9 protein-coding genes are annotated in these 12,286 nt (G+C 75.1%); 3 read left to right on the forward strand and 6 right to left on the reverse strand.

Going from position 1 to position 12,286, the window contains the following annotated elements; translation table 11 throughout:
* Entirely contained in the window at positions 1–411 is a 411-nt protein-coding gene (locus ACZ6J5_RS31885; protein WP_469397269.1) for a VOC family protein, read from the reverse strand.
* Between the two features lie 46 nt (positions 412–457).
* Positions 458–3,271, reverse strand: a complete 2,814-nt coding sequence (locus tag ACZ6J5_RS31890) for a SpoIIE family protein phosphatase (RefSeq protein WP_469397270.1) — start codon at positions 3,269–3,271, stop codon at positions 458–460.
* Positions 3,272–3,437: 166 nt separating this feature from the next.
* On the opposite strand from ACZ6J5_RS31890, the gene ACZ6J5_RS31895 reads away from it, so the two are divergent.
* Both ACZ6J5_RS31895 and helR read left to right on the forward strand, forming a co-directional pair.
* Positions 3,438–4,502, forward strand: a complete 1,065-nt coding sequence (locus tag ACZ6J5_RS31895; RefSeq protein ID WP_469397272.1) for an enoyl-CoA hydratase/isomerase family protein — start codon at positions 3,438–3,440, stop codon at positions 4,500–4,502.
* Positions 4,503–4,698: 196 nt separating this feature from the next.
* The gene (helR, locus tag ACZ6J5_RS31900; protein ID WP_469397273.1) at positions 4,699–6,891 is read left to right on the forward strand and encodes an RNA polymerase recycling motor ATPase HelR; all 2,193 of its coding nucleotides are present in this window, start codon (positions 4,699–4,701) and stop codon (positions 6,889–6,891) included.
* A gap of 45 nt (positions 6,892–6,936) precedes the next feature.
* On the opposite strand, the gene ACZ6J5_RS31905 is transcribed toward helR, so the two are convergent.
* Together ACZ6J5_RS31905 and ACZ6J5_RS31910 are read right to left on the reverse strand one after the other, a co-directional pair.
* A complete protein-coding gene (locus ACZ6J5_RS31905) occupies positions 6,937–7,755 on the reverse strand; it encodes a VOC family protein (RefSeq protein ID WP_469397275.1) in 819 nt (272 codons plus the stop codon).
* 124 nt (positions 7,756–7,879) lie between these two features.
* Positions 7,880–8,833, reverse strand: a complete 954-nt coding sequence (locus tag ACZ6J5_RS31910; protein ID WP_469397276.1) for an endonuclease/exonuclease/phosphatase family protein — start codon at positions 8,831–8,833, stop codon at positions 7,880–7,882.
* Between the two features lie 120 nt (positions 8,834–8,953).
* Between ACZ6J5_RS31910 and ACZ6J5_RS31915 the strand changes: the two genes are divergently transcribed.
* Positions 8,954–9,871 carry a glutaminase gene (locus ACZ6J5_RS31915; protein ID WP_469397278.1) on the forward strand — a complete coding sequence of 306 codons (918 nt, stop codon included), beginning with the start codon at positions 8,954–8,956 and terminating at the stop codon, positions 9,869–9,871.
* Positions 9,872–9,944: 73 nt separating this feature from the next.
* On the opposite strand, the gene ACZ6J5_RS31920 is transcribed toward ACZ6J5_RS31915, so the two are convergent.
* Both ACZ6J5_RS31920 and ACZ6J5_RS31925 read right to left on the reverse strand, forming a co-directional pair.
* Positions 9,945–10,589, reverse strand: coding sequence for a maltokinase N-terminal cap-like domain-containing protein (locus ACZ6J5_RS31920; RefSeq protein WP_469397280.1), 645 nt, complete (start codon positions 10,587–10,589; stop codon positions 9,945–9,947).
* Positions 10,590–10,676: 87 nt separating this feature from the next.
* Entirely contained in the window at positions 10,677–12,122 is a 1,446-nt protein-coding gene (locus tag ACZ6J5_RS31925; RefSeq protein ID WP_469397282.1) for a GH1 family beta-glucosidase, read from the reverse strand.
* Positions 12,123–12,286 lie beyond the last annotated feature (164 nt).

The following is a 12,286-nucleotide window of genomic DNA, read 5'->3' on the forward strand; positions in this document are numbered from 1 at the left end:
TCAGGGCTCCGTGACGACGAGCTCCACCTCGAAGCCGTCCGCGTTCTCCAGATAGGCCGCACAGGTCTGTTCCCCGCCGGCATGCGGATGCCGGTCGGGGAACAGCAGCCGCCAGCCGACCCGTACCGCCTCCTCGACCAGGCCGTCGAACTCCGCCCGCGTCGCCACGTGGAACGCCAGGTGGTTCAGCCCCGGCCGCAGCCGGTCGTGCGCGTCGGCGCTGAGCGCGGGCGACTCCTCCACGACCAGGTACGTGGCCCCGAGCCGCCAGCTCCGGCCCCCCTCCCAGCTCTGGAACGGCACATGGCCGAGCGAGCCGAGCAGCGGGCCGAACGAGGCGACGGCCCGGCCGATGTCGGGCACCCACAGCTCGACGTGGTGCAGGGTGCCGGTGGCGACGGGCGCGGTCACGTGTTCCTCCAGGAAAGAGAGCGGTGCGCCCGACCGTATCCCGCCCTCACCAGGCGAGATCCTCCAGGGCGTCCGGATCGACCGGCCCCGCCGCCGCGATGCCGCCCGCCCCGTCCGGCGTGATCGGCAGCTCGGCCCAGATGGTCTTGCCGCGTCGCGCGTACCGGGTGCCCCAGCGCTGCGCGAACTGCGCCACCAGGAACAGCCCCCGGCCGCCCTCGTCCGTGTCCGTCGCGTGCCGCAGGTGCGGCGAGGTGCTGCTGCCGTCCGACACCTCGCAGATCAGCGCCCGGTCGTACACCAGCCGCACCCGCACCGGCGGCTTGCCGTACCGGATCGCGTTGGTGACCAGCTCGGACAGCACCAGCTCCGCCGTGAACCCGGCCTCCTCCAGATCCCAGGCCGCCAGCCGCGCCGCCGCCTGGTTGCGGACCGGGGAGACCGCCGACGGATCGGCCGCCACCTCCCACTCCGCGATCCGGTCCGCCGGGATCCGCCGGGCCCGCGCCACCAGCAGCGCGATGTCGTCCGACGGCACCGGGAACAGCATCGCCGCGAGCACGTCCGCGCAGGTCTGCTCCGGCGACCGGTCCGGCCGCGACAGCGTCTTCCGCAGCAGCGCGAGACCCGTGTCGAAATCCCGCGCCCGGTCCTCCATCAGCCCGTCCGTGAACATCACCAGCTTGCTCCCCGGCTCCAGCCGCAGCCGCGCCGACTCGAACGGGTGCTCGCCGAGCCCCAGGCCCAGCGGCAGCCCGGCCGGCAGCGCCGGGAACTCCACGCTGCCGTCGGGACGCACCAGCGCCGGCCCCGGGTGCCCCGCGCTCGACATCGTGCAGTCGCCCGTCGTCGGGTCGTAGATCACATACAGGCACGTCGCCCCCGTGCTGCCCTCCGCCGGGCCCTCGCCGTCCTGCGGCGCCCCGTCCTCCGGACCCGACTCGGTCTCCTCGCCGAGCCGGTCGATCAGCTCGTCCAGATGCCCCAGCAGCTCCTCCGGCGGCAGGTCCAGGGTCGAGAAGTTCGCCACCGCCGTCCGCAGCCGCCCCATCGTCGCCGCCGCGTGCACCCCGTGCCCCACCACGTCCCCCACCACCAGCGCCACTCGCGCCCCCGGCAGCGGGATCACGTCGAACCAGTCGCCGCCCACACCCGCCTTCGCCGGCAGATAGCGGTGCGCCACCGACACCGCGCTCTGGTCCGGCAGCACCCTCGGCAGCAGGCTGCGCTGCAGCGCCACCGCCATCGTGTGCTCCCGGGTGAACCGGCGCGCGTTGTCGATCGCCAGCGCCGCCCGCGCCGCCAGTTCCTCCGCGAACGACAGGTCCTCCTCCCCGAACGGCTCCGGCGTGTCCGCCGCGCGCCAGAAGTTCGCCATCCCCAGCACCACCCCGCGCGCCAGCAGCGGCACCGTGAGCAGCGAGTGCAGCCCGTACGCCAGCGCCCGCGCCGCCCCCTCCGGGTCCTGCGCCCGCCAGCCCTGCGCCGAGGCCAGGTCCGCCTGGAGCACCGCCCGCCCCTCGTCCAGCGCCGAGGCCATCGGCGTGGTCGGCACCACGAACCGGATCAGATCCCCCACCGGCTGCAACGGCGACTCCGCGCGCACCCCGCTCAGCGCCGTCCGGCGCATCTCGGTGAACGCCCCCGAGGGCTCCTCGCCCCGCACCACCGGATCCAGCAGCTCCACCGTCACGAAGTCGGCGAACCGGGGCACCGCCACCTCCGACAGCTCCTCCGCCGTCCGCACCACGTCCAGCGTCGTCCCGATCCGCGTCCCCGCCTCGTACAGCAGCCGCAGCCGCCCCCGCGCCACCTCCGCCCGGCCGGTCAGCGCGGCCAGCTCGGTCGTGTCCCGCATGGTCATCACACAGCCGCCGTCCGGCGCCCCGTCCGCCGTCGGCCGCACGTTCACCGCCAGCAGCCGGTCCCCGGCGGCGTGCACCTCGTCCGTCACCGCCCGCCCGGACACCAGCAGCTCCGCCGTACCGGGCTCCAGGCCGAGCTCGGTGACATGGCGCCGCTCCGCGTCCACGGGCAGCCGCAGCAGCCGCCGGGCCTCGTCGTTGGCGAGCAGCAGCCGCCCATCGGCCCCGACGATGACCACGCCCTCCTTCACCGAGTGCAGCACCGCCTCGTGGTGCTCCTTCAGGCGGGTCATCTCCGCCGGGCCCAGGCCGTGCGTCTGCCGCCGCAGCCGGGCGCTCACCAGACCGGCCCCGCCCACCGCGATCACCAGACCGCCCGCCGCCGCGCCCAGCAGCACCGGCAGCCTGCCCTCCACCGCCTGGCCGACCGTCTCCACCTCGACCCCGCTGGTCACCATGCCGACCACGGTGCCGTCGGCCGCGCGCACAGGCACCACCGCCCGCACCGCGTCGTGCGGCGCCCCCCGGTAGACCTCCGTGAACGACTGCCCGGCCCGCGCCCGCGCGATGTCCCCCTGCGCCCGCTGCCCGATCAGACTGGGGTCCGAGTCCGTGTACCGCGCCCCGTCCGGGGCCAGCACGGTCACGAAGTCGACGCCCGAGCCGATCCGCGCGGCCTCCGCCCGCGCCTGCAGCGCCGCCGTGGGATCCGGCGAGCGCAGCGCCTCCGCCAGCCCCGGCGCGTGCGCGAAGCCCTCCGCGACGGCCAGCGAACGGTTGCGGGCCTCGCGCTCGCTGTCGTACCGCCCCTGCAGGACGAGCGCCAGCGCCGCCGCCGCGATGATCAGCAGCGCGATGAGCGCCTGCAGGGCGAAGACCTGGCCCGCTACGCTCCGCAGTCCGGTGGGCCGCTCCTGGGGGCCACCGGCGGACCGGTCCGCGCCTCCCGTCACGGTGCGCTCCTTCCCGCCCTGTCCACGGGCGCCTCCCTCCATGCTGCCCCCGGGGCGACCGGCAGGGGAAACGGGACGGGCCGAGAGGCCCTGTCCGCGGGCCGGCCGGCCCGTTACGGTGGGTGGAAGATCGTTTCGTCCGGCGGCGCGCCGGCCACCCGGCGGGACCGATCGCCGACCGCCCGTCACCGGCAGGAAGCAGCGACACATGTCCCACGGCACCGCCGCCCCCCGTGAGCCCGACGTCCTCGTGCGCACCGAGGGCCGGGCAGGCTTCCTCACCCTCAACCGGCCCCGCGCGATCAACGCCCTCACCCACGCCATGGTCCGCACCCTCGACGAGGCCCTGACCGCCTGGGAGCACGACCCCGCCGTCGAGACCGTCGTCATCCTCGGCGCGGGGGAGCGCGGACTGTGCGCCGGCGGCGACATCCGGGCCATCCACGACGACGCCCGCGCCGGAGGCCACGCCACCCCCGGCTTCTGGCGCGACGAATACCGGCTCAACGCCCGGATCGCCCGCTACCCCAAGCCGTACGTGGCCCTCATGGACGGCATCGTCATGGGCGGCGGCGTCGGCGTCTCCGCCCACGGCTCGCTCCGCGTCGTCACCGAACGCTCCCGGGTCGCCATGCCCGAGACCGGCATCGGCTTCGTCCCCGACGTCGGCGGCACCCGCCTCCTCGGCCGCGCCCCCGGCGAACTCGGCACCCACCTCGCCCTCACCGGCACCCCCGTCGGCGCCGCCGACGCGATCCTGACCGGTCTCGCCGACCGGTACGTGCCCTCCGCCGGCCTCCCGGCGCTCGCCGACGCCCTCACCCGGCAGCCCGCCGCCGAAGCGGTCGCGCGCCACGCGCGCCCCGCACCCGCCGGAGCGCTCGCCGCGCAGCGCGGCTGGATCGACGCCTGCTACACCGCCGACACCGTCGAGGACATCGTGGCCCGCCTCGGCGACTCCGGCGTCCCCGAGGCCAAGGAGACCGCCGGGGTACTCCTCGGGCGCTCCCCGACGGCCCTCAAGGCCACCCTCGCGGCCGTCCGCCGCGCCCGGCGGCTGGACTCCCTGGAAGCCGCCCTCGACATGGAGTACCGGCTCTCCTGCGCGGCGCTCTCCTCGCCCGACCTGGTCGAGGGCATCCGCGCCCAGGTCGTCGACAAGGACCGCGACCCGCACTGGACCCCGGCCACCCTCGCCGAGGTCACCGAGGCGGACGTCGAGCGCTGGTTCGCCCCGCGCGCGGCCGGCGAACTGGGCCTGGCGGCAGGCTGACCGGGGACGGCCCGCCACCGGCCGGCCGAGGGCCGCCGGGCACCGGCCGACCAGGGGCAAAAAGAAAGGCAAGGAGGTCGATGCTCTCCTTGCCACTCTCAACTTATAGCGCACAGGGGGGCTTGCGGCAAGGCCCCCCGTCTCCCGCACAATCGCCCATCGAGGCCAGGACCTGCGGAAATGGGAGATCCACTCAGTGCGTGTGCCGTCTACCGTCCATGAACACCCCCACGACCAGCCCGTGAGCGGCGGCGCCTTCGCGCTGCCCGGAAACCTGTCGGCCAAGGCCGACCCCGCGCTCGTCGCCGCCGACGAGCGCCACTTCGCCGCCGTCGCGCGGAGCCTGGAACAGTCCATCGCCGAACTCTCCGGCACCCTCGACGAGCTCCGCCGCACCCCCGGCGGCGCGGGCCGCGCGGCGCTCGACCGCGACACCGAGATCCACCGGCTGACCGGCCGGCTGCGCGCCCTGCGCCGCTTCGGCCTCGACCTGTGCCTCGGCCGGATCGTCCCCGGCGGCGGCGACGGCGCCGCCGAACCCGTCTACGTCGGACGGCTCGGCCTCACCGACGCCGAAGGCCGCCGACTGCTCATCGACTGGCGCTCGCCCGCCGCCGAGCCCTTCTTCGCCGCCACCCACGCCGCCCCCATGGGCCTCGCCAGCCGCCGCCGCTACCGCTGGACCGGCGGCCGGATCACCGACTACTGGGACGAGGTCTTCACCCCCGACGGCTTCGAGGGCCACGCCGCCCTCGACGACCAGTCCGCCTTCATCGCCAGCCTGGGCGGCGAGCGCTCCGAGCGGATGCGCGACGTCCTCGGCACCATCCAGTCCGACCAGGACGCGATCATCCGGGCCGGCTCCCGAGGCACCCTCGTCGTCGACGGCGGACCCGGCACCGGCAAGACCGTCGTCGCCCTGCACCGCTCCGCCTACCTCCTCTACTCCGACCCCCGCCTGGGCCACCGCCGCGGCGGCGTGCTGTTCGTCGGCCCCCACCAGCCCTACCTGAACTACGTCTCCGACGTCCTGCCCAGCCTCGGCGAGGACGGCGTGCGCACCTGCACCCTGCGCGACCTGGTCGCCGAGGGGGCCGCCGCACCGCCCGAGACCGACCCCGAGGCCGCCCGCCTCAAGGCCTCGGCCCGGCTCGTCAAGGCCGTCGAGAAGGCCGTCCGCTTCTACGAGGAGCCGCCCACCGAGGGCATGCGCGTCTCCACCGACTGGTCCGACGTCTGGCTGAGCGCGGGCGACTGGGCCGAGGCCTTCGAGGCAGCCGGGCGCGGCACCCCGCACAACGAGGCCCGCGAGCAGATCTGGGACGAACTGGTCGCCATCCTGCTGGAGAAGCTCGACGACGACGTCCCCGAGGAGCTGTTCCGCAAGGCGCTCCGGCACGACCAGGAGCTCGTCGACGCCCTCGACCGCGCCTGGCCGATGCTGGAGGCCACCGACCTCGTCGGCGACCTCTGGTCCGTCCCCGCCTATCTGCGCCTGTGCGCACCCTGGCTCACCCCCGACGAGGCGCGCACCCTGCGCCGCGCCGACCCGTGCGCCTGGACCGTCTCCGACCTGCCGTACCTGGACGCGGCGCGGCAGCGGCTCGGCGACCCCAGGTCCTCGCTGCGCAAGCGGCGCCGCGACGCGGCCGTCGCCGCCGAACGGGAGCGGATGGCCGGGGTCATCGACAACATCCTCGCCGCCGACGACGACGGCGAGGGCGCCGTGACCATGCTCAACGGGCGGGACCTGCGCGACAGCCTGATCGACGACGGCGCCCTGCCCGGCACCGACGTGGACGAGCTGGCCGGCCCCTTCGCGCACATCGTCGTCGACGAGGCCCAGGAACTCACCGACGCCGAATGGCAGATGCTGCTCCTGCGCTGCCCCTCGGGGAGCTTCACCCTCGTCGGCGACCGGGCCCAGGCGCGCCACGGCTTCACCGAGAGCTGGCGGGAGCGCCTGGAGCGGGTCGGCCTGGACCGGATCACGATGGCGTCCCTGAGCATCAACTACCGCACGCCCGAGGAGGTCATGGCGGAGGCGGAGCCGGTGATCAGGGCCGCGCTGCCCGACGCCAACGTGCCGACCTCGGTCCGCGCCTCCGGCGTCCCCGTGACGCACGGCTCCGCCGACGAGCTGGACGAGGTCCTCGACACCTGGCTCGCCGCGCACACCGAGGGGACCGCCGTGGTCATCGGCGCCCCGGCGTTCGAGGAGCGGCCCCGGGTCCGGTCCCTCACCCCGACGCTGGCCAAGGGCCTCGAATTCGACCTGGTGGTCCTCGTCGACCCGGACGCCCTCGGCGACGGCGTCGCGGGAGCCGTCGACCGCTATGTGGCGATGACCAGGGCGACCCGGCGGCTGGTGGTGCTGACGGGGGCGTGATCCCCGCGCCCCGGAGCGGGCCGCCCGGGAGCGGGCGGGACCTGGTCAGGCCCCCGGGCCGGGCCCGTCCCGCCCGTCGCTCTCGTCCAGGGTGAACAGCCCGCCCTCCGGGTCCCGCACGGTCGTGCGCCGCCCGGCCGGGGCGCGCCACCCGTCGTCGGCCTCGGGGACGAGCGCGCCGCCGTGGTCGAGGACCGCGGCGATCGCCCGCTCCAGGTCCGGCACCCGGAAGTGCACCAGCCAGCGGGGGCGCCGCTGCGGCTGCTCCGAGGACGCCTCGGCCGGTCCGCTGTTCAGGCGCGCGACGGCGTCGCCCCGGCGGCGCAGGACCACCTGGTCGTCCTCGTAGGAGACCTCGAAGCGGTCCGCGCCGCCGCCGTCGACCCAGTCGAGCACCCCGCCGTAGAAGACGGCGGCGTCGAAGGCGTTGCCCGTGTGCAGCTCCAGCCAGGCCGGGGCGGCCACCTCGCCGACCCGCCAGCGCGAGGACACCCGGCCCTCCCAGACGCCGAAGGCGGCGCCCTCCAGGTCCGTGGCGAGCGCGGCCCGCCCGCGCGGCGGGAAGGCGAGCGGCCCGACGCCGACGGTGCCGCCGCGCTCGCGGATCCGGGCCACCGCCGTGTCGGCGTCGGCGACCGCGAAGAACGGCGTCCAGGCCACCGGCACCGCCATCCGGTCGACGACCTCGCCGATCCCGGCCACCGGGGTGCCGTCCCGCTCACCGACGGAGAAGCCCCGGCCGAGCGGGCCGCGCCGGAAGGTCCAGCCGAGGACCGCCCCGTAGAACCGCTCGGCGGCCCCGAGGTCCCGGGCCGCCAGGCTCAGCCAGCACGGCGCTCCCGGCGCGTCCGCGGACAGCGGCACCCGGCTCACCTCACTCTCGGTACTCTCGGTCCCCCGCTCGGGGCCCCTGGCCCCACGGGCCACCCTCGCCCGGACCCGGCGCCCCCGCCACTCGGTGGCCGCCCCGCCCCGGAGGCCGCCGCCGCTAGCGGACGGTGACCGTACCGACGAGTATCCGGTGGTCGGAGCAGGCCGGGACGCCGGTGCAGCTCGTGGAGATCGCGAGCGAGTCGGCGTCGTACGGCCCGGCCAGCGCGCTCTCCCGCACGAAGATCAGGTCGATCTTCGCCTTCGTTCCGCACGGTGGGGCCGTGCCCGGCGTGCCGTCCGCCGTCCACTCCCCGTAGCCGGGGCAGTTCCCCGGGTCGGCGTCGTCGAGCTCCCGGTACTGCCCGGTGTTGCCGCCGTTGTGCGGCGTGTCCAGGCTCGGCGCGTAGTACGCGTTCAGCCGTCCGTAGTTCGGCTGCGCGTTGAAGTCGCCCGCGGTCAGGACCGTCTCCCCGGCCGCGTGGTAGTCCTCAAGCTTCTGCCGCACGAAGTCCAGCTGCGCCACGTTGAACGACTGGTTCGTCGTGATGTGCGTCGTGCAGAAACGGGTCGCCGTGCCGTCGGCCAGCGGCGCGCACAGCAGGTTCCGCTTCTCCGCCGAGCCGTCGTCCGGCAGCGCGAACCGGGCCGCGCCGCCCAGCGGACGCTTGCTGAACAGCGCGTTCCCGAACGGCTCGCCCTTGCACACCGACGCGTTCCCCGCCGGACGGCTGGGCTCGAAGCGCGCGAAGTTCTGCGGGTCCTGCGGCCAGCCCCGGGCCCGCAGCGCCTCCGCCAGGGCGGCGTACTGCCCCTGGCACAGCTCGTTGAAGGCGGCGAAGTCCGCCGAGCGGCTCACCACCGACGCCGCCGCCTGGGTGACCATGCCGTCCGTCGTCGAGCCGTCGTGGATCGTGTCCCCCGCCACATTCCACTGCCAGACCGTGTACGTACGCGGGGCGGGCGCCTCGGCCCCCGCCACCGTCGCCGTAGCGGGCAGCAGCACGGCGACCAGCGCCCCCACCAGTACCGACCGGACCCCTCGTCGGCGCACGCCGAGACCACGCGTCATGAGACTCCCCTCCCCGACCGGGCGCGCGAGCGCCCGGGAGCCGCGACCAGCGGCATCGACACGATCATAGGGAGGCGCACCGACAGCGCCCCCGGATCGCGCCAGGCGCATGATGGGGGCATGCTGCTGACGTTCGCCCCCGTCCTGGACCGCATCGCCGAGGAGATCACCGGCCTCACCGAGCGCGGCCGGCCCGCCGACTACATACCGGCGCTCGCCTCCGCCGACCCGAACAGCTTCGGGATGGCCGTCGCCGAACTCGACGGCACCGTGTACGGGGTGGGGGACTGGCAGCGCCCCTTCTCCACCCAGTCGGTCACGAAGGTCTTCACCCTCGCCCTCACCCTGGCCCGCAAGGGCGACCCGCTCTGGGACCACGTCGGACGCGAACCCTCCGGCAACCCCTTCAACTCCCTCGTCCAGCTGGAGTACGAGAACGGCATCCCGCGCAACCCCTTCATCAACGCGGGCGCCCTCGTCGTCACCGACCAGCTGCACCGGATGACCGGCGACGCCTCCGGAGTCCTGCTCGACTTCCTCCGCGCCGAGAGCGGCAACCCCGACCTCGACTTCGACCGGGACGTCGCCGCCTCCGAGAACGCCAACGGCGACCGCAACGCGGCCCTCGCCCACTTCATGGCCAGCTACGACAACATCGCCAACCCCGTGCCGACCCTGCTGCGCGAGTACTTCCGCCAGTGCTCCATCGAGGCGTCCTGCGCCGACCTGGCGCTCGCCACCGGCTTCCTCGCCCGCCACGGCATCCGCGCCGACGGCTCCCGGCTGCTCACCCGCAGCCAGGCCAAGCACATCAACGCCATCATGCTCACCTGCGGCACCTACGACGCCGCCGGCGACTTCGCCTACCGCGTCGGACTGCCCGGCAAGAGCGGCGTCGGCGGCGCCATCATCGCCGTCGTCCCGGGCCGCTGCACCCTGTGCGTGTGGAGCCCCGGCCTCGACACGCGCGGCAACTCCGTCGCCGGAGTCGCCGCGCTCGACCGCTTCACCACCATCACCGGGCTGTCCGTGTTCTGACCCGGCAGGCGCGCGGGGAGGGCCTGGGAGAGCCGAGAGCGATCTGCCCCCGGCGGCCCGCCCAGGGCACGGGTCAGGACGCGTCCAGCACCCGCACGTACGTGCCGCGCGGCTCGCCGCCGTCCGGCAGCCGCCAGCCCGCGGTCACCCCGCCCCGCACCCCCGCCGCCTCCGCGCCGAGGACCCGCGCGAACCGCAGCACCGGCGCGCCCGCGCCGAGCCGCACGTCCGTTCCGTGCGCCCCCTCCTCGACGACCGGCGCCGCCCCGGTGTCCCAGGAGCCCGGCCCGTCGAACGCGGCGACGACCGTCGGGTCCGGGGTGTCCGACAGGCTCTGCGCCTGCGGCACCGCGCGCCCCTCCAGGAGCGCCGCCAACTCGCCCAGCAGCACCGGGTCGTACGCCCCGTCGTACACCCACCGGGTGCCCAGCACCCCGTGCTCGGACGTCCCGATCAGCGCGCCCTCCGCCCCTTCCAGCGGCGCGCCCCGGTACGTCAACGGCACCAGATACGACACGACCTCCGCGCCCGAGGAGTCCGTGACCGCCATGAAGTCGACGCCCACCTCGCCCGCCGGGTCGTCGAGCCGGAAGCCGCCCGCCCGCTCCAGGACGGGCACCGCGCCCGCCGGCCCCCGGTACCAGGGCCGGCCCGGCAGCCAGGCCTCCAGGAGCTCCAGCTTCGTCGGCTTCATCGTGGTCTTGTGAATGACGGCCATGGCTCGTGCACTTCCTCCGAGACGAAACGGTTCCGGGCGGACGCCCCCGCCCGGAACCGTACCTGCCCCGGCCCGGCCGGACCGGAATCAGCCCCCCGCCCCCGGCGCCCGCAGCTCACCGGACCGGGCCACCTCCGCGTACCAGCGCGCGCTCGACTTCGGTGTTCGCCGCAGCGTCCCGTAGTCGACGTGCACCGCGCCGAAACGCTTCGCGTAGCCGTACGCCCACTCGAAGTTGTCGAGCAGCGACCACAGGAAGTACCCGGACACCTCCGCCCCGGCCGCCACCGCTCGGTGCACCGCCTCCAGATGCGCGTGCACATACGCCGCCCGCTCCGGATCGTGCACCGAACCGTCCGGGCCGACCACGTCCTCGTACGCCGCCCCGTTCTCGCTGATCACCAGCGGCAGCCCCGGATACCGCGCCGACACGCGGACCAGCAGGTCGTACAGCCCCGTCGCGTCCACCGGCCAGCCCATCGCCGTCCGCGCGCCCCGGGCCCGGTGGAACGCCACGTCCCCGGCGCCCGGCCACGGCGAGTGCGCGCTGTCGCCGTGCCCGTCGTCCTGCGGCCCCGCCTCGCCCGCCGCGACCCGCGAGACCACCGTCGGCGTGTAGTAGTTGACGCCCAGCCAGTCCAGCGGCTGCCCCGCCGCCGCCTCGTCCCCGTCCCGTACGAACGCCCAGTCGGTCAGGTGCGCCGTGTCGGCGAACAACTCCTCCGGATAGGCGCCGTCCAGCATCGGGCCCAGCCAGACCCCGTTCCCGACCGTGTCGATCCGCCGTGCCGCCTCCCGGTCCGCGGCAGAGGCGGTCAGCGGCCGCACCTCGTGCAGATTGAGCGACACCGCCAGCTTCGCCCCCGGAGGCAGCGCCGCCCGCAGCGCCCGCACGGCGAGTCCGTGCCCCAGGTTGAGGTGGTGGGCGGCCCGCAGCGCGGCCACGGGGTCGGTGCGGCCCGGGGCGTGCACCCCGGAGCCGTAGCCCAGGAAGGCCGAGCACCAGGGCTCGTTGAGGGTGGTCCAGCGGGTGACCCGGTCGCCCAGCGCGTCGGCCACCAGACCGGCGTACGCGGCGAAGCGCTCCGCAGTCGCCCGTTCCGGCCAGCCCCCCGCGTCCTCCAGCTCCTGCGGCAGATCCCAGTGGTAGAGGGTCAGCGCCGGCTCGATCCCCGCCGCCAGCAGCTCGTCCACCAGCCGCCGGTAGAAGTCCAGCCCCTTCTGCACGGCCGGACCCCGCCCCGTCGGCTGCACCCGCGACCACGAGACCGAGAACCGGTAGGCGTTCAGCCCCAGCTCGCGCATCAGCCCGACGTCCTCGCGGAAGCGGTGGTAGTGGTCGACGGCCACGTCGCCGGTGTGGCCCTCGAAGACCTTCCCGGGCGTGTGCGCGAAGGTGTCCCAGATGGACGGCGTACGCCCGTCCTCCGCCACCGCCCCCTCGATCTGGTACGCGGCGGTGGCCGCACCCCACAGGAAGCCGGGCGGAAAGCGGCGGACGGCGGTGAGCGGCCGGGTTTCGGACGCGGTCATAGGAGAGCGCTCCCAACGCAGAGGAGAAACAGGGGGAAACAGGGGGAAAGCGGAGGTCGGAAGGAAGGGGCGGAACAGGTCGCGGACGGTGCGCTCGACGCCGAGGACGCCGCGCATCCGGTTGACCAGGCGGACGCCGAGGAGGGAGTGGCCGCCGAGGGTGA

It is taken from the genome of Streptomyces sp. NPDC042100 (genome assembly GCF_055582325.1).

Bases quoted from the DNA above. Each gene is read 5' to 3' on its own strand.
- ACZ6J5_RS31925 (WP_469397282.1), bottom strand. From the start codon at position 12,122: ATGACCGCGTCCGAAACCCGGCCGCTCACCGCCGTCCGCCGCTTTCCG.
- ACZ6J5_RS31915 (WP_469397278.1), top strand. From the start codon at position 8,954: ATGCTGCTGACGTTCGCCCCCGTCCTGGACCGCATCGCCGAGGAGATC.
- ACZ6J5_RS31910 (WP_469397276.1), bottom strand. From the start codon at position 8,833: ATGACGCGTGGTCTCGGCGTGCGCCGACGAGGGGTCCGGTCGGTACTG.
- ACZ6J5_RS31895 (WP_469397272.1), top strand. From the start codon at position 3,438: ATGTCCCACGGCACCGCCGCCCCCCGTGAGCCCGACGTCCTCGTGCGC.
- ACZ6J5_RS31920 (WP_469397280.1), bottom strand. From the start codon at position 10,589: ATGGCCGTCATTCACAAGACCACGATGAAGCCGACGAAGCTGGAGCTC.
- ACZ6J5_RS31890 (WP_469397270.1), bottom strand. From the start codon at position 3,271: ATGGAGGGAGGCGCCCGTGGACAGGGCGGGAAGGAGCGCACCGTGACG.